The organism is Gordonia sp. CPCC 206044 (assembly GCF_048537895.1).
GTDB lineage: Bacteria > Actinomycetota > Actinomycetes > Mycobacteriales > Mycobacteriaceae > Gordonia.
In genome coordinates this window covers 178388-198969 of sequence record NZ_JBCLVL010000004.1, presented here as the reverse complement: position 1 = coordinate 198969, position 20582 = coordinate 178388, and the positions used below count along the sequence as shown (strand labels likewise).

The 20582-nt window shown below is 67.3% G+C and carries 17 protein-coding genes; 12 read left to right on the top strand and 5 right to left on the bottom strand.

Annotation, left to right across the window (positions count from 1 at the left end):
- Entirely contained in the window at positions 1-1209 is a 1209-nt protein-coding gene (locus AAFP35_RS07575; protein ID WP_419220947.1) for a protein kinase domain-containing protein, read from the bottom strand.
- 78 nt (positions 1210-1287) lie between these two features.
- On the opposite strand from AAFP35_RS07575, the gene AAFP35_RS07570 reads away from it, so the two are divergent.
- The 3 genes from AAFP35_RS07570 to AAFP35_RS07560 all read left to right on the top strand — a co-directional run bounded on the left by AAFP35_RS07570 (position 1288) and on the right by AAFP35_RS07560 (position 4865).
- Entirely contained in the window at positions 1288-2313 is a 1026-nt protein-coding gene (locus AAFP35_RS07570) for an Rv2578c family radical SAM protein (RefSeq protein WP_419220946.1), read from the top strand.
- Positions 2314-2499: 186 nt separating this feature from the next.
- Complete coding sequence (locus AAFP35_RS07565) at positions 2500-3258, top strand: hypothetical protein (RefSeq protein WP_419220945.1); 759 nt, start codon at positions 2500-2502, stop codon at positions 3256-3258.
- A complete protein-coding gene (locus tag AAFP35_RS07560) occupies positions 3258-4865 on the top strand; it encodes a DNA polymerase Y family protein (protein WP_419220944.1) in 1608 nt (535 codons plus the stop codon). Before AAFP35_RS07565 ends, AAFP35_RS07560 begins: the two co-directional genes overlap by 1 nt.
- A gap of 269 nt (positions 4866-5134) precedes the next feature.
- On the opposite strand, the gene AAFP35_RS07555 is transcribed toward AAFP35_RS07560, so the two are convergent.
- Together AAFP35_RS07555 and AAFP35_RS07550 are read right to left on the bottom strand one after the other, a co-directional pair.
- Positions 5135-6211, bottom strand: a complete 1077-nt coding sequence (locus AAFP35_RS07555) for an alanine racemase (protein ID WP_419220943.1) — start codon at positions 6209-6211, stop codon at positions 5135-5137.
- Positions 6208-8154 (bottom strand): SDR family oxidoreductase, encoded by a 1947-nt coding sequence (locus AAFP35_RS07550; RefSeq protein ID WP_419220942.1) that lies wholly within the window; start codon positions 8152-8154, stop codon positions 6208-6210. The genes AAFP35_RS07555 and AAFP35_RS07550 overlap by 4 nt, the downstream gene beginning before the upstream one ends.
- Before the next feature lie 200 nt (positions 8155-8354).
- Here AAFP35_RS07550 and AAFP35_RS07545 point away from each other — a divergent pair, with 200 nt between their 5' ends.
- The 6 genes from AAFP35_RS07545 to AAFP35_RS07520 all read left to right on the top strand — a co-directional run bounded on the left by AAFP35_RS07545 (position 8355) and on the right by AAFP35_RS07520 (position 15886).
- Positions 8355-8795 carry a MarR family winged helix-turn-helix transcriptional regulator gene (locus AAFP35_RS07545; protein WP_419220941.1) on the top strand — a complete coding sequence of 147 codons (441 nt, stop codon included), beginning with the start codon at positions 8355-8357 and terminating at the stop codon, positions 8793-8795.
- Between the two features lie 28 nt (positions 8796-8823).
- Positions 8824-9396, top strand: a complete 573-nt coding sequence (locus AAFP35_RS07540; protein ID WP_419220940.1) for a cysteine hydrolase family protein — start codon at positions 8824-8826, stop codon at positions 9394-9396.
- Positions 9393-10787 (top strand): MFS transporter, encoded by a 1395-nt coding sequence (locus tag AAFP35_RS07535; RefSeq protein WP_419220939.1) that lies wholly within the window; start codon positions 9393-9395, stop codon positions 10785-10787. Before AAFP35_RS07540 ends, AAFP35_RS07535 begins: the two co-directional genes overlap by 4 nt.
- 82 nt (positions 10788-10869) lie before the next feature.
- Entirely contained in the window at positions 10870-12309 is a 1440-nt protein-coding gene (locus AAFP35_RS07530) for a hypothetical protein (protein ID WP_419220938.1), read from the top strand.
- 44 nt (positions 12310-12353) lie between these two features.
- Positions 12354-15626 carry an error-prone DNA polymerase gene (locus AAFP35_RS07525; protein WP_419220937.1) on the top strand — a complete coding sequence of 1091 codons (3273 nt, stop codon included), beginning with the start codon at positions 12354-12356 and terminating at the stop codon, positions 15624-15626.
- A 29-nt stretch (positions 15627-15655) separates the two neighbouring features.
- Positions 15656-15886: a DUF167 domain-containing protein gene (locus AAFP35_RS07520; protein WP_419220936.1), complete on the top strand. Its 231-nt coding sequence runs from the start codon at positions 15656-15658 to the stop codon at positions 15884-15886.
- A gap of 88 nt (positions 15887-15974) precedes the next feature.
- Here AAFP35_RS07520 and AAFP35_RS07515 read toward each other — a convergent pair whose 3' ends face one another.
- Both AAFP35_RS07515 and AAFP35_RS07510 read right to left on the bottom strand, forming a co-directional pair.
- Complete coding sequence (locus AAFP35_RS07515; RefSeq protein ID WP_419220935.1) at positions 15975-16439, bottom strand: tRNA (cytidine(34)-2'-O)-methyltransferase; 465 nt, start codon at positions 16437-16439, stop codon at positions 15975-15977.
- A 99-nt stretch (positions 16440-16538) separates the two neighbouring features.
- Positions 16539-17468, bottom strand: a complete 930-nt coding sequence (locus AAFP35_RS07510; RefSeq protein ID WP_419221157.1) for a serine/threonine dehydratase — start codon at positions 17466-17468, stop codon at positions 16539-16541.
- A 74-nt stretch (positions 17469-17542) separates the two neighbouring features.
- Between AAFP35_RS07510 and AAFP35_RS07505 the strand changes: the two genes are divergently transcribed.
- The 3 genes from AAFP35_RS07505 to AAFP35_RS07495 all read left to right on the top strand — a co-directional run bounded on the left by AAFP35_RS07505 (position 17543) and on the right by AAFP35_RS07495 (position 20520).
- Positions 17543-18421 carry a bifunctional methylenetetrahydrofolate dehydrogenase/methenyltetrahydrofolate cyclohydrolase gene (locus AAFP35_RS07505; RefSeq protein ID WP_419220934.1) on the top strand — a complete coding sequence of 293 codons (879 nt, stop codon included), beginning with the start codon at positions 17543-17545 and terminating at the stop codon, positions 18419-18421.
- Positions 18422-18426: 5 nt separating this feature from the next.
- Positions 18427-18747, top strand: a complete 321-nt coding sequence (locus tag AAFP35_RS07500; RefSeq protein WP_419221156.1) for a DUF3017 domain-containing protein — start codon at positions 18427-18429, stop codon at positions 18745-18747.
- A 132-nt stretch (positions 18748-18879) separates the two neighbouring features.
- Positions 18880-20520, top strand: a complete 1641-nt coding sequence (locus AAFP35_RS07495; RefSeq protein ID WP_419220933.1) for an Hsp70 family protein — start codon at positions 18880-18882, stop codon at positions 20518-20520.
- The last annotated feature ends 62 nt before the right edge of the window (positions 20521-20582 follow it).

The following is a 20582-nucleotide window of genomic DNA, read 5'->3' as shown; positions in this document are numbered from 1 at the left end:
TCACACCAGCGCGATCACCAGGCCGACGATGACGGCGACGATCGCGATCACGGCGAAGATCGACAGGACCAGGGTGGTGGTGGATGTCGACGGGCCGGTCCACTGAGAGGTACCCGACGGTGACGTCGAGCTCCTCGGCCGACCCGACACCAACGTCGACGGGGTGCCCTGCGTGCTCTGCGTCGATGACCGGTCGGGTGTGCTCGGGCCGGATGTCGCGGGTGATCCGACCGGGACGTGAGTGCCGGTCGGATGATTACGCGGCGGGCGGGGAGATCGCTGCGCCCACACCGGGATACCGCCACCGGGGTTTGTGAGCGGGCTCGACAGGATCTGCTGTGGTGTGCCGCGTGAGCCGGCGGCCACCTCGGCGAGCAGGTCGCGGGCTTGGGTCATGGTCGGACGCCGGGCCGGGTTCGGTTCCAGGAGTTTCAACAGGACCGGTTGTAGCGCGCCGGCTTTCGTCATCGGATTGATCCGGGCGCGGGCCACCTTGTGGAGCAGGGCCAGCGAGTCGTCGTCGACGCCGAACGGGGGTTGTCCTTCGACCAGGGTGTACACGGTCGCGCCGAGTGAGTAGACGTCGGAGGCCTCGTCGGGTTCTGCTCCGCGGGCGACCTCGGGTGCGAAATAAGCGGGGGTGCCGGTGATCACGCCGGACTGGGTGAGTGCGACATCGTCCTTGATCCGGGAGATACCGAAGTCGGTGAGCTTGACGAGCCCGGCCTCGCGTCCGGTGGTGACCAGGATGTTTCCCGGTTTGATGTCCCGGTGGATGATGCCCACCGCGTGGGCCGTGACCATGGCGTCGGCCACCTGCGCGCCGATCTGCGCCGTCTGGGCAACATCGAGAGTCCTTGTCACATGCAGGATCTGGGCGAGGCTGCGAGAGGGGAGGTACTCCATGACCAGCCACGGCTCCCCGCCGTCGAGTGCCACGTCGTGCATCGCGATGGCGTTGTGGTGGGCGAGCCGTGCCGCGATGCGACCCTCGCGCATGGCGCGTTGGCGGATGTTGTCCGCGGATTCGTCGCTGAGTCCCTCGGTCGACACGACCTGCTTCGCGGCGACGTCGCGGGCGAGTAGTTGATCGCGGGCGAGCCACACCGAACCCATGCCGCCACCGCCGATACGGGAGGTGAGACGGTAGCGACCGGCGACCAGGGACTGTGGTCCCGGCGTGCGGTGGCCCTCGGGTGGTGGAGGCATAGGCTGCATGATAGTCGGCCCGTCGGGGCGGGGTCGACGCGCTTGACACCCCGATCGCACATGTGTTCGACTTGGCGCATGCGGTGGTCCGACCAAGGCGTCGAGGTCGACGACGGTGCGCTTCCCGGGTTGGGTAAGGCGGGCCTGGTGCGATCGGTGCAGACCCCGGAGTTCGAAGGGGTCACCTTTCACGAGGTGCTGGCCAAGAGTGCGCTCAACCAGGTCCCGGAGGCGTCCAACCTCCCATTCCGCTTCACGGTGAACACCTTTCGCGGCTGTACGCACGCCTGTCGTTACTGTTTCGCGCGCCCGACACACGAATATCTGGACCTCGATGCCGGCAAGGATTTCGATTCACAGGTCGTGGTGAAGCTGAACGTTGCGGCGGTTCTGCGCAAGGAGTTGCGGCGGCGTTCCTGGCGGCGCGAGACGGTGGCGCTGGGCACCAACACCGATCCGTATCAACGGGCGGAGGGTCGGTACCGGCTGATGCCCGGGGTGATCTCCGCGTTGGCGGAATCGGCGACGCCCTTCTCGATCCTCACCAAGGGGACGCTGTTGCGACGTGACCTCCCGCTGCTGCGTCAGGCTTCCCGGCAGGTTCCGGTGAGCATCGCGATCTCGCTGGCGATCCACGATCCCGAATTGCAGAAGGCGCTCGAGCCGGGTACGCCGTCGCCGAAGGCGCGACTGGAGTTGATCCGGGCAGTGGCCGATGCGGGGTTCGCTCCCCACGTGATGGTGGCGCCGGTGATCCCGTATCTGAGTGATTCGACGACTCATCTCGACGCTCTGTTGGCGGCGCTGGCCGAGGCCGGGGCGTCGGGGGTGACGGCCTTTCCGATGCATCTGCGCGGGGCCACCAAGCCGTGGTTCCTCGAGTGGCTCGCCGAGCACCATCCGGCATTGGTCCGTCGTTACCGAGGGCTCTACGGCCGGGGTGCCTATGTCACGCCCGAGTACTCGGCGTGGCTCCGGGACCGGATGCGCCCGCTGGTGCAGCGGCACGGGCTCGTCGGTGCGCAGGGGTTCCGGGACGAGGCCGCCCAGGCGGCCGAGCCGATCGCGAAACCCGAACTGCAGCAATCGCTCACGCTGTTCTGACGACCGTTAGGTGGTGCGCGCGGATCGCGGGTGCGGTGGTGCTCGTGGTCGCTGACACCCCCTGTGACCGCTTGCGTTGACGGTTGTCGGTGGGCCGTCCTACTATCGAATCAATCGAAAATGTGTTCGAACAGCTTGCACCTTCCCGGCACGCTGATTGCGGATCATCGCAGTTCAGGAGGGTGTATGGGCGCCGTGGAAAACGTCGTGGAGCGGACCGAACTGGAACGCCTTCGTCGTCAGATCGCAGTCATGTCCGGACGGCCCGACCATCGTCGGGTCGACGTCGCCGACGAGTCTGCCGACGTGTTGCCGGTGCCGGAGGCGCTGACCGATCTCCTGCCCAGACGCGGGCTCGTCCGGGGCAGCGTGGTGACGATCGCCGGCGCCCGGTCGATCCTTTTGGCGATGATCGCGTCGGTCTCTGCTTCGGGGGCGCAGGTCGGGATCGTCGGTCTGCCCGCGCTCAACCTCGGGGCCGTCGTGGAGTTGGGCGGCGACCTGTCGCGGATCGCCACTGTGCCGAATCCGGGGATCGATCCGGTGGAGGTGGCCGGGGTACTGCTCGACGGGATGGACCTCGTCGTGCTCGGACTGGAGGGGATCGCGGTACCGCCCTCTCGCACCAGAGTGGTGATGGGACGGGTGCGTAAGCAGATGTCGACCCTGATGATCGTCGGCGGGAACTGGCCCGGTGCGCAGTTGCGTGTGGACACCGAGGTGGTGGCCTACCGGCATCTGCCTGGTGGAGCAGGGCAGGTCGATCTCGGCGGAGCGCGATCCGGATACGGCCGGATCGGCGGTGTCTCGGTGCAGGTTGCCGTCACCGATCGTGGACACAGGCGTGAGATCGGTGAGATCGACGTGGTGGCAGGCGGTTTCGGAGACGCGAAGGTGTCATTGGTGTCGTCGCGACATCGGGCGGATCTGGCGGTGGCGAACTGATGGCCACCCCCGATCGGTTGCCCGAGCCGCGGGGAGGTCGTGTGCTGGCGCTGTGGTGCCCGGATTGGCCCGCGACCGCTGCGGCGATCGCAGACGACCTCCCTCCGCATCATCCCGTTGCCGTGTTGCACGCGAATCGTGTCGTCGCCTGCTCTGCCCCGGCGCGGGGTGCGGGTGTGCGGCGAGGTATGCGCAAGCGGCAGGCGCAGGCGGCCTGTCCGGAGATGACCGTCGTCGTCACCGACGAGAATCGTGACGGGCGGATCTTCGAACCCGTGGTGTCGGTGGTGGCCGATCTGGTGCCGGTCGTCGAGGTGCTGCGTCCTGGGCTTCTGGTTGTCCCGTTGTCCACGGCGACAAGGTATTTCGGTGGTGAGGACGAGGTGGCCGAGAAACTCATCGATGCGGTTGCCGCGGTGGGGGTTGAGGCGCAGGCGGGTGTGGCCGATCAGCTGTTCACCGCGGTCATCGCCGCGCGGCACCACGAGCACGTGGATCCCGGTGGGGATGTCGCGTTTCTGGCCGCTCGTCCGGTCGCCGATCTCGCCGTCGAGCCCAGCCTGAGTGATCCGGGCCGGACGGAGTTGGTGGATCTTCTGCGCCGACTGGGGATACCGACGATCGGCGCCTTTGCCGCATTGTCTGTCCGAGATGTCGCGACCCGGTTCTCGGCGGACGCCGTGGTCGCCCATCGGTTGGCTGCCGCATTGCCCGGCAGGCCGCCGTCGGGTCGGACGCCGCCTGCCGATCTGGTGATCGAGCACGCCTGCGACCCTCCGATCGAACGTGTCGATGCCGCAGCTTTCCTGGGACGACGACTCGCCGACGAATTGGCCGGTCGGCTGCGATCGGCCGCAGTGGCCTGTACACGGTTGACCGTCGAGGCGATCACCGAACGGGGACAACGGCATACCCGGACCTGGCGGTGTGCCCAACCGTTGACCCCGGAGGCGACCGCAGATCGAATCCGGTGGCAACTCGAAGGATGGTTGACCGGCGGGCGGCCCGGTGCCGAGGAGCGGCCGGACTCGCCGATAGGCATGCTCCGGCTCGAACCCGTCGAGGTGGTCACCGCAGGGACTCTGCAATATGCCTTGAGCGGCAACGGGTTGCCGGATGATCCGGAACTCGACGAACGAGCTCGTCGATCGCTGGTTCGGGTGCAGGGGTTGCTCGGCGGCGATGCGGTGCAACTCCCGATACCCAGTGGCGGGCGAGGGCCGAGGGATCGGGTCACCATGGTGGCGCTGGGTGACGAGCGACTCCCGAAGCGCTCACCGGATGCGCCGTGGCCGGGGCGGATGCCGCAGCCGACCCCGGCGGTCCTGCTCGACACCCCCATTCAGGTGTTGGATCTGGCCGGACGGTCGGTGGCGGTCACCGGACGTGGTGCGTTCTCGGCCGAGCCGACCACGGTGCGGATGGAGCGCCCTGGTCGTGGGCGGGGGAGTTGGGAGCTGCGATGGTGGGCCGGTCCGTGGCTCACCGGCACCACCGGCGGCATCGATGCGGTGACCGCACGGGCGCAGGTGCTGCTCGACGATTCGCGGGCCCTGTTGCTGCGGTACGAGAAACAGGGCTGGGCGGTGGAGGGGGTCTACGAGTGAGCGCGTATCCGCGCCACGCTCCTGCCTACCTCTGTCGGTCCTCCAGGCGCTGCCCGGCCACCCACAAGACCGCTCCCCGGATTTCCGGAACCCTCAGACCCGCCCACCAGCGCACCGCCGTTGACGTAATGTCGACGGTCCCTTTGTCCTGGGCGCTATTCAGGGTCAGACGAAGACCTGGATGGATTCTGCGACACGAAATGCCGAACCCTAAGCCTCGGGTCGCGAGTGAGCGGCAGCCGGGTCCAGAGGCTGATCGGCACCGCGAACTACGAGTTCGCACCCCGTGCCATCACCGGCCACTGCTCGGTCGTCCCGTCGGGTGTGACCGCATGAAGTTCGTCGACGAGGTTCACCGCGGTGCACACATGGTTGGGCACCACATGGACCTCGGTGCCGAGCGCGGGGATGTCCGGGGAGGCGGTCGGGAAGTCGATCACCGCGTGATGTTCGGACAGCGAGGTGATCCGAGCGGTCGGCGCATCGAGCAGACGGCCGAAACCCGTGACCCACGTGGGACGATCCGCCCCGAGGATCTTACTGCCGGCATCGACCACCACCCGCGTCCCGGTCCGATGCACCACGGTCGCCACGGCGACGAGCGCCACGTCGTCGAAATCGCACGTGCCGAGCTCCACCTGTTGGGCATCGTTGAACGGATACACGCCCGGCCGGATCTCGGTGAGTACCTCCGACCCGCTGAACTCGACGGTCGGCGTCGACCCGCCGCTGCGCACGACGGGCTCGATCCCGCTCTGCCGCAACTTGTCCGACGCGATCGACAGTGCCTCCATCTCGTCCTCGGCGGCATGTATCGGTGCGTCGTCCGGACCGTAACCGTGCCCGGGAAAAGTGAACACGCCGACCACGTCGAGGCCGAATTCGGTTGCGGTCGAGGCAATCACGCCCGCCTGCTCGGCGAGTACGCCGGTGCGGTGCTGGCCGGAATCGACCTCGACAGCGAGCGTCACGGGGGTGTCGGTGAGCTCGTCGGCCAGACATTGCACAGCGTCGACGGAGTCCACTCCCAAGCACAGCCTGCTGGTCCGGGCGGCCAATGCGCGCAACCGGGCGCCCTTGGCCGGCGTCACCCAGAGCGGATAGGCGATGAACAGGTCGGCGCTGCCCGGAGGCAGATGATCGACGAAGGCCTCGGCCTCACCGATCGTCGCGACGGTGAGACCGACTGCGCCCGCATCGAGTTGGCGATCCGCGATCTGCGCACACTTGTGAGTCTTGGCATGGGGCCGCAACTGCACACCGGCGCTGCGCGCCCGGTCCGCGGTCGCTTCGATGTTGCGCTCGAGCCGGGCGACGTCGACCCGCAGGTACGGAGTATCGGTCATGTGGCGTCGGGGTCGTCTGCGGTGCCGGGGGTCCGCCCCATCGCGGCCGCCGATTCGCCGAACATCAAGAACTCCTGGTGCAGGATGCGCGTCGTGAGTCCGGGCGCGATACGTTGACCGAGTTCGGCGAGATTGCCCACCGCCGAATCGACCCGTCGTGGCCGTGCGGTGATGCCGTGCAGGACACGGGCTGCCGCCTTGTCGACGCCCCAGACACCGGCCTGGTTCTCGTAAGCCTCGGTGGGCGCGATCATCCGGGTGCGCACCAGGGGCAAGCGCACGTTGGTGAAGGTCACGTGATCGGACAGCGTCTCGGTCGCGGTCACGTCGCTGAAGGCCTCCAGGGCCGCCTTGGATGCGGCGTATGCGCCGAATCGTCCACCGCGAGACTGCACCGCGATCGACGTCACGTTCACGATGTGACCCGACCCCCGCTCCACCATGTGCGGCAGGAGACCGAGAACGAGGTTCACGGCGCCGAAGTAGTTCACCGCCATCAGCCGTTGATAGTCGTGCAGACGCCCGGTGGCGTTGATGGTCGCGCGTCGAATCGACCGCCCGGCGTTGTTCACCAGCACATCGACGTGATCGTGTTCGGCGAGGACGGATTTGATCATCGACCCGACGGATTCCTCGTCGGTGATGTCGCACTGGTATGCGTGTACCTGGCCGGGCGGCACCCCCTCCTTGGTCGCGGTCGCCGTCAGTTCGGCGCGTGCATCGTCGAGGGCCTGCGCGTTGCGGCCGACGATGAAGACGTTCGCGCCGCGCGCGACGCACATGCGTGCGGTGGCCTTGCCGATCCCGCTCGAACCGCCGGTGATCAGGATGTTCTTGCCCACCAGCGGCCCCCGCGGATCGCTGTGCCGGTGTCTGGCCGGGTCGAGGTGGTTGGCCCAGTACGACCACAGTCGCGGCCCGTAGTCGGCGAGGTCGGGCAGCACGATGCCCCGATCGCGCAGTGCGGCGATGGTGTGCTCGGAGCGGAAGTCCACGGGCAACGACATGGTGTCGAGCAACGCCGTCGGAACACCCTGCTGCGCGGCGATGAGGTCGCGTCCGGCGCGCAACGGCCCGGATCCGGCCAATCGGAGCATCGGTGCCACGACGCCGTGCGGGACCACGTTGTGGCCCTGCGGTCCCTCGAATCCCGGCGCGATCGCGTTGTACATGTCGGTGATGGACCGTCGCTTCGGGTCGGACAGATGGAAGACCAGACCACTGCGTTCGGGTTCGGGTGTGCACAGCGCGACGATCGAATTGGCGACGAAATCGACCGGCACCATGTTGATCGAACCGAGATCGGGCATGGGCACTGGGACCGCCGAGGGGAGCCGGCCGAGTAGGCGGAGGTGGCCGAAGAAGTAGTACGGGCCGTCGATCTTGTCCATCTCGCCGGTCCGGGCATCGCCGACGACCACCGAGGGCCGATAGACCCGCCAGCGCAGGCCATCGCGCTCCCGGACGAGTCTCTCGGCCTCGTATTTGGTGCGGTGGTAGGGCGAGGGAAAGCCCTGCCCGGCGTCGAAGTCTTTCTCCGTGAACCTGCCGCGGTGGTCGCCGGCGACCGCAATCGACGACACATGGTGCATCAGAGCGTCTTTCGCGATGGCGAAGTCGGCGACCCGCGACGTGCCGTCGACATTGGCCAGTTGCTGGGAATCGGCGTCTGCCGTCATGTCGTAGATGGCCGCGAGATGGATGACGTGGTCGATGTCGGGTAGCGAGTCGGCATCGAGGCCAAGGCCCGCGGCGGTCAGATCGCCGACGACCGGTGTCACCCGGTCCCGTGCGTCGATCTCGTCGAGGTGCTCACTGAATCCCGACAGTGACGATTCGCGGGTCAGCGCGACGATGTGGGCGTCCGGCTCGACGGTGAGGAGCCGATCGATGACCCGACGGCCGATGAACCCGTTGCCGCCGGTGATGAAGTAGTTCGTCATGGGTTCGGTGTGTCCCGTTCTGTGAGGCTGACTGAACCAACGGACCTACTTCCTACTTATCGGTAAGAAGTCTCGGTCATCCAGCGTGACACTTACATTGACTGATGGCAACAATCAGGGGGTCCGTGCGAGGTTTGGCGCAAATGCCGTTTTAGTCAGATAACTGATCAGTTACCTGACTAAAGGTGTACGGTGGAGTCATGAGCGACGAGACCGACCTTGGTGCGCTCGCCACCGATCTCCGAGTGGTGATGGGGCAATTGACCCGCCAACTGCGCAGGCAGGCGCCGATCGGCGACCTGACGCGATCGCAGACGAGTGTTCTCGGCCGGATCGAACGGGACGGTCCGGCCACGGCCAACGATCTCGCGCGCGCCGAAGGAATGCGGCCGCAGTCGATGGCGGCGATCGTCGCGTCGCTGGTGGAGGCGGGGATGCTCTCGGGAGCCCCCGATCCCCGAGACGGGCGCAAGACGATCCTCTCGTTGTCCGAGCGCGCGGTCGACGAGTTCCGCGCCGGTCGACTGGCCCGTGAGGATTGGCTCGCGGCCCGGATGGCCGACGTGCTGACGCCCGCCGAGATCGACGGGTTCCCGACGACCATCGCACTTCTCCGACGACTCTCCGGCGAGTCGTCCTGACCGAACCCTCACCGAAAGGGGCTGCCGAATGAGCATGACCACCCTGGACCCACAGACCGCACTGATCGTCATCGACCTGCAGACCGCCATTGCCGACCGCGACGACGTGGCACCGCATTCACCTGCCGAGGTCATCGCGCGGTCCGTCGCACTGATCGAACGTTTCCGCGTGCACGGTCTGCCCGTCGTGCTGGTCAACGTCGACGGGACGCCACCGGGACGCACCGATCTGCATTCCGGGGGCTCCCGGATTCTGCCTCCGGAGGCAACGGAGTTCGTCGAGGAGGTGCGTCCCACCGACGACGACATCGTTGTCACGAAACGAGCCCGCAGCGCGTTCGCCGGTACCGGCCTCGAGAAGACGCTGCGCGATCGCGGCGTCACCCAGGTCGTGGTCGTCGGGATCGCGACCGGCGCCGGCGTGGAGTCGACGGCGCGCGATGCCCATGAAGCGGGCTTCCATGTGACCCTGCCGGTCGACGCGATGACCGACACCGATGAGCGCAGGCACATCCACAGCCTCGCCGTCACCTTCCCGACCATTGCCGAGACCGGTTCGACCACAGAGCTTCTCGAACTCCTCGACACCACCAGGCAGTGACGGCGCGCGCGGCCGTCGCGGCCGATGCGCACCTCCCCAACCCGTTCGGCTGGAGATTCACCGGCCCCCTGATGATGGGGTCGACGCTGAACCCGATCAACAGCTCGATGATCGCGACGGCTCTGGTGGGCGTCGGCACGGACTTCCATCGTGGCCCACAGTCGACGGCGATTCTGATCTCGGTGCTCTACCTGTGTAGCGCGATCATGCAGCCGACGATGGGCAAGCTCGCGCGGGTGTTCGGTGACCGACGGGTCTTTGTCGGCGGATTGCTCGTCCTGGTGGCGGCCGGCGTGATCGGTGCGTGCGCGCCGGCCTTCGGTTTCCTGGTGCTCTCCCGTGCGCTCATCGGGATCGGTACGTCGGCGGCCTATCCGACGGCGATGTCGATGGTGCGCAAGCGCGCCGACGCGATCGGTACGGGCGTACCGAGTCGGGTGCTCGGGGGATTCTCCATCGCGGCTCAGGTGATCGCTGTCGTCGGACTCCCCGTCGGCGGTGTGCTCACCGGTGTGTTGGGTTGGCGGGCCGTGTTCTTCGTCAACATTCCGGTCGCGGTGCTCACGTTGGTGTGGGTGATGCGCAGTGTGCCTGCGGATCCGCCGATCGAGCACAGCGGGCCGCTGGCATTGCTGCGCACGATCGACGTCGTCGGGATCGTGTTGTTCGCCTGCACGATCGCCGGGGCCCTGGTCATACTCGGTGATCTGTCGAACCCGATCTGGTGGTTGATCCCGACAGTGGTGTTCGCATTCGTCGCACTGGTGGGATGGGAGCGACGGACACGGTCGCCGCTGATCGACGTGCGGATGCTGGCGCGTAATCGCCCGCTCGTGCGGACCTATCTGCGTCAGGCGTTGGCTGCGCTCGGCTCCTACACGGCGATGTACGGGATCAGTCAGTGGATGGAAGATGCCGCGGGATACAGCGCGGCCCGTGTCGGTGTGATCCTCATACCGCTGTCTGCGGCGAGTGTTGTCGTGGCGCGCGTGAACTCGACGCATGGATGGGTGCGTCGTCCGCTGACGTTGACCGGCATCTGCTTCGCCTCGTCCGGGGTGCTGACGCTCGTGATCGATCACTCTGCGTCGGTGTACCTGCTGATCGCGATGTCCGTACTGTTCGGTCTCGCCAACGGGCTCAGCGGATTCGCGAATCAGGCGACGCTGTACACACAGAGCGCGGCCGACGAGATCGGAGTGGCATCGGGCCTGTACCGGACTTTCGCCTACATGGGGGCGATCGCGTCGTCGAGTCTGATCGGGATCGCGTTCGGTGCGCATGCCACCGATGTCGGACTGCATGTGGTCGGGGTGGTGATCGTCGTGATCGGCGTGGTCCTGACGGCCATGACGGTGCTCGACAGGCGAATCCCGCGAGAGGTGCGGTGAGCGGCCGGAGAAGTTGGCGCGTATGCCCTTTGATCGACCTGTCGGTGGTCGCAGCCCGTGAGTGTGTGCTTGGGTTGCCGTCATGCGGGGAAGATGGGGCGCGGGTGCATTTCTGGCTGCGCTGCTGGTACTGATCGCGGTGATGGTGGTCGTCGTGGTGTCGGTGCCGCGCAGTGTCGACGGCCTGGCCCGGGCTCCGGAGAGTCCGGCGGTGCACCCGGGCGAGGATCCGGCCATCGAACCGATCGCGACGGAACCCACCTCGCGGTGGAAGGTCGATGCGAAGGCGTTGTTCGGTGCGGCGGCGAGTCCGAAGTATCTGATGGTCAAGGCCGCCTCCGATGATCTCGTGGTGGTCAGTGGGCTGCCCGCGGGCCAGACACCGTCGCCGGTCGCGGCGATCTCCCCGGACGACGGCCACCCGCTCTGGGAGCATCCGAGCACGTTCGCCGCGAAGCAATGCGCGTTGAGTCGTGACGGTGCGCTCGCGTGTGTGCGAAACGGGGATTCGGGGACCGATTCGACCCTGGTGGCCTTCCTCGATGCGGATACCGGCGAGGTGCGGACCACCAAGACCGTCACGACGCCCGGGTACGCGAACATCGTCCGGGCCGGCGACGGCTTCCTCGTCTACACCGAGAACTTCTCCGGCGGTCTGCAGAAGACGACGGCGCTCACCTGGTTCGATTCCGCCGCGGCGCGAACGTGGACGAGAACCCCACCACCGGAGCTCGAATACCCGGAACTCTCGGAGGCGGGAAACGTGGTGGCGATCGCCGATCACCGGAGCGGCGCACGGGTGTACGCGTTGGACAGTGGCGTGGAACTGTACGACTCGACGCGCGATTTCCGGGCCGCGTCGGCGACGACGTCATATGGTCCGCCGACGGTCAGTGTCGCCCCCAACGCGGCCGGGTTCGCGGTCAGCTACAGCACGATCGGAGGCAAGAGCGCCGGGGATCGACTCCTCCTGTTCGACCGACTCGGTATCCGTCGCAACCAGATCGACGGCTTCCGCCTGACACTGCGGCCCGACGGCACCGAGGGTGAGCGGATTCCGGTGGAGCGTGAGGACGAGAAGTCGAGTGCGGACTTCGCCGGGGTGTTCTCGATGACGCAGGGACGCGTGTTGTGGGAGCAGCCATCCGACTACACCCACGACGTCAGCCTGGTGTCCGGCAAGTTGCTGAGCATGCGGAGCAGCGCTGCCGACCGCGAGGGCTACCAGTGGAAGCTGTTCGACGGAGCCACCGGCGAGCCGCGGGCGACCGTGGCCGCGAGCATCTACATGGATCTCGAGGCATTCGACGGTGATCGCGTCGTGTTCGAAGGTGACATGCGTGCCGGGGAACCCGGCCCGGGCGCGTACACCGCTTTCGACGCCGCCAGCGGGCAGCAGGTGTGGCGCGTCAAGACCAGACAGAGCGCCGACGACGTCAACCTGCGCATCGTCGGGCCGTATTTCTTCCGCTACGACGCCCAGGTCGGACGATCGGTCGCATCGATCACACGGTTGGGGTGAGGGACCGACTGGTTTATCGAACGTGTGTTCGATAAACTTGCCCGGTGGGATGGGATCAGGGTCCACCGACGTGGTCGGAGATGGAGCGCGTGCTCTCCGGCCGCGCGCCCGACGGTGGCCGACCGGGCGAGACGTTCGGGCCCGGGGACAACTCCGGCGACGGGAACGACAGTCCGGCCTGGTCGCGAAAGCGCGGTTCCTACCGCGCGGAGGGGATACGGCGCGGTAGGTCGACCGTCGCCTTCGCGGAACTGCACGCGCACAGCTCCTACAGTTTTCTCGACGGTGCCTCGATGCCCGAGGAGATGGTGGAGGAGGCGCAACGTCTGGACTTGCGCGCACTGGCACTCACCGACCACGACGGTTTCTACGGAATAGTTCGATTTGCCGAAGCGGCAAGGGAATTCGCCATGCCGACGGTGTTCGGTGCCGAGCTCTCGCTGGAACCCGATGTCACTCGCACCGGCGTGCCCGATCCGCCCGGGGAACATCTGCTCGTCCTCGCCCGGGACGGCGAGGGGTACCGGCGGCTGTCGCGGACCATCGCCGACGCGCACATGATCGCGGGGGAGAAGGGGCTGCTGCGCTACGACCGTGACGCTCTGCCGGATCTGGCGCGCGGGCACTGGTTGATCCTCACGGGCTGCCGCAAGGGTGCGGTGCGGCGTGCTCTCGAGAGGGGCGGACCGCGGGCCGCCCACGACGCCCTGGCAGGCCTGGTCGACCGTTACGGCCGCGACGACGTCGCCGTCGAGCTCACCGCGCAGGGGTTGCCCGACGACGACGAACGCAACGCGGTCCTGGCCGGGCTCGCCGACGATTTCGGCCTGGTGACGGTGGCGACCACCGGTGCGCACTTCGCCGGACCGCGTCGTCGGCGTCTGGCGACCGCCGTCGCGGCGGTACGTGCACGCACCGACATCGAGACCATCGAGGGTTGGCTACCCGGGGTCGGCGGCGCGCATCTGCGCAGCGGTGACGAGATGCGCCTGCTGCTGCCGGGGCACCCCGAGGCCGTCGACAACGCAGTCGGTCTGGCGGCCGACTGTGCATTCGAACTCGGGTTGATCGCCCCGCAGCTACCGCCGTTCGACGTGCCCGACGGACACACCGAGATCAGTTGGCTGCGTGAGCAGACCATGGACGGCGCGCTTCGTCGATACGGTTCGCCGGGGACCAATCCGCAGGCCTATCGGCAGATCGAACACGAACTCGCGATCATCGAGGCGCTCACCTTTCCCGGCTACTTCCTCGTGGTCGCCGACATCGTGAACTTCTGTAAACGCAACGACATCCTGTGCCAGGGTCGGGGGAGCGCCGCGAACTCGGCTGTCTGCTATGCGTTGGGTATCACCAACGTCGACCCGGTGGCCAACGAGTTGCTCTTCGAGCGTTTCCTCTCGCCCGAGCGAGACGGGCCGCCCGACATCGACGTCGACATCGAATCCGACCGGCGTGAGGAAGCCATCCAATACGTCTATCGACGGCACGGACGCGATTACAGCGCCCAGGTGGCCAACGTGATCACCTACCGCGGTCGTTCCGCGGTACGGGATATGGCACGAGCACTTGGCTATGCCACCGGCCAGCAGGATGCGTGGAGCAAGACTCCCGACGAGGCCCCCGCCGACGTCACCGATCTGGCAGGCGAGATCCTGGGCATGCCGAGGCATCTGGGCATCCATTCCGGAGGGATGGTGATCTGCGATCGTCCCATCGCCGATGTCTGCCCGACCGAGTGGGCCCGGATGGAGAACCGCAGTGTACTGCAGTGGGACAAGGACGACTGTGCCGCAATCGGTCTGGTGAAGTTCGATCTCCTCGGGCTGGGCATGTTGTCGGCGTTGCACTATGCGATCGATCTGGTGGCCGAGCACAAGGGCATCGACGTCGACCTCGCGGAACTCGACCTGTCCGAACCCGAGGTCTACGAAATGCTGTGCCGAGCAGACTCGGTCGGCGTCTTCCAGGTCGAGTCGCGGGCACAGATGGCCACCCTGCCCCGGCTCAAACCACGCACCTTCTATGACCTCGTGGTGGAGGTGGCGTTGATCCGGCCCGGGCCGATCCAGGGCGGATCGGTGCACCCGTACATCCGGCGACGCAACGGCTTGGAGAAACCGACCGTCGAACATCCGTCGATGAACAAGGCGCTCGACCGCACCCTCGGGGTGCCGCTGTTCCAGGAACAGTTGATGCAGCTCGCCGTGGACGTGGCCGGATTCGATGCGGCCGGGGCCGACCAACTGCGGCGGGCGATGGGTTCCAAGCGGTCGCCGGAACGGATGGAGCGGTTGCGTCGGGAGTTCTACGACGGCATGGAACGTCTGCACCAGATCACCGGCGACACCGCCGACCGTATCTTCGAGAAGATGGCTGCCTTCGCCAATTTCGGTTTCCCCGAAAGTCATTCGCAGAGTTTCGCGTCCTTGGTGTTCTACTCCGCATGGTTCAAACTGCATCATCCAGCAGCCTTCTGTGCCGCATTGTTGCGGGCTCAACCGATGGGTTTCTACTCGCCGCAGTCGCTGGTAGCCGACGCGCGCCGACACGGGGTGACGGTGCATCGTCCGGACATCAACCGGTCGTCGGTGCACGCCACGCTGGAGAACAACGGACTCGAGGTGCGGCTGGGGTTGTCGGGGGTGCGCGGCATCGGGGACGACGTGGCCGAGCGGATCGTCGAAAGCCGTGAACGCGATGGCGATCATCGCGGCGTGACCGACGTGTCCCGGCGTGTCGAACTGACGGCTCGACAACTCGAAGGCTTGGCCGGAGCGGGTGCATTCGACTGTTTCGACGTCAGTCGACGACAGGCGCTGTGGGAGGCGGGAGCGGCCGCCACGGTGCGAGCCGACCACCTGCCCTTCGACGCGGTGGGAAAGACGCCGACCCTGCCCGGTCTGTCGGAAGTGGAGTTGGCCGCCACCGATGCCTGGGCCACCGGGATCACCCCCACGTCCTATCCCACCCAATTCTTGCGGCCGCGGTTGAGCGCGATGGGGGTGGTGCCGGCGGACGGACTGCTGTCGGTGCCAGACGGGGCCCGCGTCATGGTGGCGGGTGCGGTGACCCACCGGCAACGGCCTGCGACCGCATCGGGGGTGACGTTCATCAACCTGGAAGACGAAACCGGCATGGTGAACGTGGTGTGCTCGGTCGGCTTGTGGACGCGTCATCGGAATCTGGCACACTCGGCATCGGCATTGCTGATCCGCGGCACGGTGCAGAACGCTGAGGGGGCGGTGACGGTGGTGGCGGAACGGTTGCAGCGCTTGGATCTTCGTGTGGGCACGCGTTCCCGGGACTGGCAATAGGACGCTCGGCAACAGGAGGCGGAGGGCAGATGTCGAGGCAGGTCGTGGTGACCGCGAAACCCAGCAGTCGCAAAGGTCCACTCGTGGAGACCGGTCCGGACGGGACGATCACCGTCTACGTCCGCGAGCCCGCCGCCGAAGGCCGGGCCAACAAGGCGGTCGCCGAGATCCTTGCCGAGTATCTGGGGGTGCCGAAGAGCAAGGTCGCCCTCGTCGGAGGTGCCACCGCGCGGACCAAGCGTTTCCGCATCGATTCCTGACCGGCCACCCGAGAGCTCGAACCCGCAGAATTCAACCCTGCAGCGTTCAACCCTGCAGCGTTCAACCCTGCAGCGTTCAACTCAGGCCCTACACCGCGCCTGCGAAACCGTTCTGGCGCCATGCCTCGTACACGACGATGCTCGCCGCATTCGCGAGGTTGTGGGACCGACGGTTCGGCAGCATCGGGATCCGGATCTGATCGGTCATCTCGGGCAGGGTGAGTACCTCGTCGGGCAGCCCGGTGGGTTCTGGTCCGAACAGCAGGACGTCGTCAGGCTGGTAGTCGACATCGGTGTGATAGCGCGAGGCGTGCGCGGTGAACGCGAAGACCCGCGCCGGTCGCAGCGCCGACAACGCCGTCGGCAGATCGGGATGCACTGTCACCGTGGCCATCTCGTGGTAATCCAAACCGGCGCGTTTGACCTGGGCGTCGGACATGGAGAACCCGAGGGGTTCGATGAGGTGCAGTTCGCAGCCGGTGTTGGCGGCCAGCCGGATCGCGTTGCCGGTGTTGGGCGGGATGCACGGCTGATAGAACATGATGCGGAACATGGTGAGGTCAGTCTAGGACTGCGGACCACGCCGACGGTTGTCGGCCGTGGATTCCGCCTCGAATCCGGACCAGGGGCCCGCGACCCGGCGCGTTCGAGATCACACGTGGAGCGCGGTGTTGGCGCCGCACAAGAGTACGCACAGCGTCGAATCATCCTCTGGTGCAACGGCTCCGGTCAGCACTGCGGCGACCGCGGCGGCGGTGCCGTGTTCCACCAGGATGCGCGTCGACTCCCACAGGTGCCGTCGGGCCGCGATCACATCGTCGTCGGTGACGAGGACACTGCCCACGTCGCGCCCGGCGATCGTGGCCCAGCAGATGTCGCCGACCCGGGAGGCGCCCAGCGAGTCGGCGGCCACACTGTCGGGATCCACGGACACGGGACGGCCCGCGATCAGCGCCTGATGCAGGCACGACGAGCCGGAGGGTTCGACGCCGACCACCCGGTCACCCGGACGCGAGGCGGCGGTCAGCCCGCCGAGCAATCCGCCACCACCGACGCAGGCGACGGTCGTCAGCGGGCCTGCGACATCGTCGGCCAGTTCGAGGGCGATCGTGCCGGCGCCCGCGACGATGTCGGGCTGGTCGTAGGCGTGCAGCAGGAGTGCTCCCGACTCGGTCGCCATCCCGACCGCCGCATCGGCGGCAGCCTGATAGCGGTCGCCGACCTGGTGCACCGTGGCCCCGAGTGCGCGCAGCGCGTCCACCTTGACCGTCGGCGCCGCCTGCGGCAGCACCACCGTGCAGGTCGTCCCCGCGATGCGGGCTGCCCACGCCGCACCGATCGCCGCGTTGCCGCCGGAGGCGACGAGAACGCCGGCTCGTCCGAGTTGCCCAGACTCCTGTGCATGCAGGACGGCGTTGAGACTGCCACGGACCTTGAAGCAGCCGCCGATCTGCGTGTATTCGAGCTTGAAGACGACCTCCCGCGGGCCGTGCACCGTCGCCAGCGTCGCGCGCAGCACCGGGGTACGGCGCAGATGGGCACCGATGCGATCGCGGGCGGCGGCGACTGTCTCGGGACCGATCGGCTCCGGAGGATCGTGGGCGGCAAGCACGTCGATCCACGGTAGCCGAACATCAAGTGGAACAATGGGGTGCTGTGAGCGCGATACGACTGGACGGCAAGACCACCCGCGACGAGATCTTCACCGATCTGGGCGCCCGAGTCGAGAAGCTGCGTGCCGAGGGCATTCTGCCCGGCCTGGGCACCATCCTGGTCGGAGACGATCCCGGCTCGCACTCCTATGTGAAGGGAAAGCACTCCGACTGCGCGCGGATCGGGGTGGCGTCGATCCGCAAGGATCTGCCTGCGGACACGACCACAGAGGAACTGAACGCGGCGATCGACGAGCTCAACGCCGATCCCGACTGCACCGGCTACATCGTGCAGCTGCCGTTGCCGAAGCATCTCGACGAGAACGCCGCCCTCGAGCGCATCGACCCGGCCAAGGATGCCGACGGACTGCATCCGATCAACCTCGGTCGGTTGGTGCTCGGCAAGGAGTCCACGCTGCCGTGCACCCCGCGGGGCATCGTTCACCTTCTTCGGCGATACGAGATCCCGATCGCCGGGGCACGGATCACCGTCGTGGGGCGCGGCGTCACCATCGGGCGACCGATCGGTCTGCTGCTGACCCGTCGTAGCGAGAACGCCACCGTGACGCTGTGCCACACCGGCACCCGTGACCTCGCTGCCGAGGTCTCGCGCGCCGACATCGTGATCGCCGCCGCCGGCGTGGGACACCTGATCACAGCCGACATGGTCAAGCCGGGTGCCGCGGTGATCGACGTCGGCGTGAGCCGCGACGAGAACGGACTCGTGGGCGATGTCGCACCGGGCGTCTGGGATGTCGCGGGTCACGTGTCGCCCAATCCCGGCGGCGTCGGCCCGCTGACACGGGCATTCCTCCTGGTCAACGTCGTGGAACGGGCCGAAGCCCAGCTGGCGGAGCGAACCGCCGCAGGAACGGTGGGGTGAGTTCGCTGGCGGCGACCCGCACACGCGCCGACCGCATCCGGCAAGCCCGTGAACTGCGGCGTTACCTCGTGCAGATCCCTTATCTCGTGGTCCTGCTGGGGGTGTTGATCGCCGCACTCCTGGTCGTGTTCGATCGCTGGCGGCGTGGAGCGTTCGTCTTCGGCTCGGCGTTACTGCTCGGTGCGGTCCTGCGTGCTCTCATCCCCACCTCGCGAGCGGGTTTACTCCAGGTCAGGGGACGTTTCTTCGATGTCGCGGCGATGGCATCGGTGGGGACGCTGATTCTCTGGCTGGCGACGTCGATCGATCCCTTGGGCACAGATTGATTACAATAGAGACATACGCGTGACCTTTGCACCCGCAAACGGCCGCGTTTCCGGCCAACACGACCGCGGGGAGCACGTATCACTTCGACGATCGACCACGGGGACTCGTCCCTGCCTGAAGATTCCACGTCGATGGGCATTTCTGCCGGCGACGGGATGATCCACCATGTCCTGCTGACCCGGGACAACGTGGGACGCAACGTGGTCGACAGCCGGGTCATCGACGTGGATCGCAGCGACGGTCTGGATGTCGCGGGGCGGGTGAACGCGGGGATCGAGCTCATGCTCGGCGCAGCACGCGATGCGGGACGTCGGGTGGGACCCATCGGGGTGGCTGCGCGTACCGCCAAGCAACGGCGTGAGTTGCGCTCTCGGGGCTCCGGCCCGCGCCGACAGATCCATCTGGTCGCCGACGACGAGGCCGTCGTCGCCTATCTGTCGGCGACCGGTCACATCGGGCGTTTCGAGAATGTCGTGGTCGCCGATTGCGGGGACACCGGCATGACGCTGTTCACCGTGGAGACGGCGACCAACCGCATCAGCGCGACCGAGCGCTCCCGGGTCCTGGCGGGTCGACAGATCGACCGCTCGATCGTCTCGCAGCTCAGCGAGGAGTCTTCGGCCTCCGACGGACGTGCCTCCAGGCCTCCGCGGCGCGCGCAGCTCAGCGCTTGCCGGACGGCCAAGGAGGAGCTCTCACCGAGTCCGTCGGCAGAGGGTGCTTCGGTCCCGCTCGGCGACGGTCACGTCACCCTGACTGCCGAAACGGTTGCGGCGGCGGCCGCGCCGATGGTGGACGAAGCGCGAAAAGTGTTGAAGCGCTACATGTCCGAGAGTGTCGACCGTGGTGTTCGACCGGAGGCCGTGGTGTTCGTCGGCGGCATCGCCAACCTCCCCGCGGTGCGGGGGATGGCCGATGGTACCCAGGCCGAGGTGGTCGTCCCGGAGATGCCGGAGCTCGCCGCGGCCATGGGTGCGGCAATTCTGGCGGGTGCCAAGAACGCCGCCGACGGCACATCGCGGCTCGCCTTCATCGGTGGAAAGAAGCAGTGGGAGTGGTTGTCCGGCACGCCACTTGCGGTCGCCGGTGCCCTACTGGCCGCCACCATGATGACCATCTACGCGGTCAGTTCCGCACTGACCGGCAACAGCACACCGGTTCCGTCACCGTCTCAGCAGACGACGCCGTCGGTGACCAGTGTGATGACCACGACCGACGATCCGGAGTCCACGACCAGGACCACGACGACCCAGGCGGCACCTCGGCCTCAGGTGCCGGTCGAGCCGACGGCTCCGGTGGAGCCCACGACCACCGCGGTGCCACCCGAGACGCGGTGGAACGAATCACCCGGCTGGGCGACCACGGAGTTGCCCCCGACCCCGCCGCCGGGGGAGCAGTCGACACCGTCGACGACGACACGAACGCTCTCGCCGTACCCGTTGCCGTCGTGGCCGTGGACGCCTCCGGGTACACAGCCCGAACCGACGATTCCGCCGGATCTGTTGCCGCCCGGGATGCGTCAGGACCCGAGTCGGTCGACTCCACCGTCGTCGTCGGATCCGACGACGTCCGCGGTGCCGCAGCCCCAGAGCTACGAGTGGGATTTCGGTACACAGGGATCCGGGACGAGCCGTGACGAGCGCGGCAGCGCGCCGCAGGGCTCCGACGGGGCCCGCCAAGACGGCCAACCGGACAACGGCGGTGCGGCACAGGGGAGCGGCCGGTCGGCCGCGGTGACACCGTTGCTGCCGACGCCGGTCCCGCCGCGCTGAGCCCAACCGGTCGCAGGGGCAGCGGGTCCCGGGGTCAGCCGCGCTCAGGCAAGTGCGGCGTC

Coding starts and splice junctions, on each gene's coding strand:
- AAFP35_RS07575 (WP_419220947.1), bottom strand. CDS start 1,209: ATGCCTCCACCACCCGAGGGCCACCGCACGCCGGGACCACAGTCCCTG.
- AAFP35_RS07570 (WP_419220946.1), top strand. CDS start 1,288: ATGCGGTGGTCCGACCAAGGCGTCGAGGTCGACGACGGTGCGCTTCCC.
- AAFP35_RS07530 (WP_419220938.1), top strand. CDS start 10,870: ATGCGGGGAAGATGGGGCGCGGGTGCATTTCTGGCTGCGCTGCTGGTA.
- AAFP35_RS07515 (WP_419220935.1), bottom strand. CDS start 16,439: ATGTTCCGCATCATGTTCTATCAGCCGTGCATCCCGCCCAACACCGGC.
- AAFP35_RS07550 (WP_419220942.1), bottom strand. CDS start 8,154: ATGACGAACTACTTCATCACCGGCGGCAACGGGTTCATCGGCCGTCGG.
- AAFP35_RS07560 (WP_419220944.1), top strand. CDS start 3,258: ATGGCCACCCCCGATCGGTTGCCCGAGCCGCGGGGAGGTCGTGTGCTG.
- AAFP35_RS07565 (WP_419220945.1), top strand. CDS start 2,500: ATGGGCGCCGTGGAAAACGTCGTGGAGCGGACCGAACTGGAACGCCTT.
- AAFP35_RS07520 (WP_419220936.1), top strand. CDS start 15,656: ATGTCGAGGCAGGTCGTGGTGACCGCGAAACCCAGCAGTCGCAAAGGT.
- AAFP35_RS07555 (WP_419220943.1), bottom strand. CDS start 6,211: ATGACCGATACTCCGTACCTGCGGGTCGACGTCGCCCGGCTCGAGCGC.
- AAFP35_RS07540 (WP_419220940.1), top strand. CDS start 8,824: ATGAGCATGACCACCCTGGACCCACAGACCGCACTGATCGTCATCGAC.
- AAFP35_RS07545 (WP_419220941.1), top strand. CDS start 8,355: ATGAGCGACGAGACCGACCTTGGTGCGCTCGCCACCGATCTCCGAGTG.
- AAFP35_RS07495 (WP_419220933.1), top strand. CDS start 18,880: ATGGGCATTTCTGCCGGCGACGGGATGATCCACCATGTCCTGCTGACC.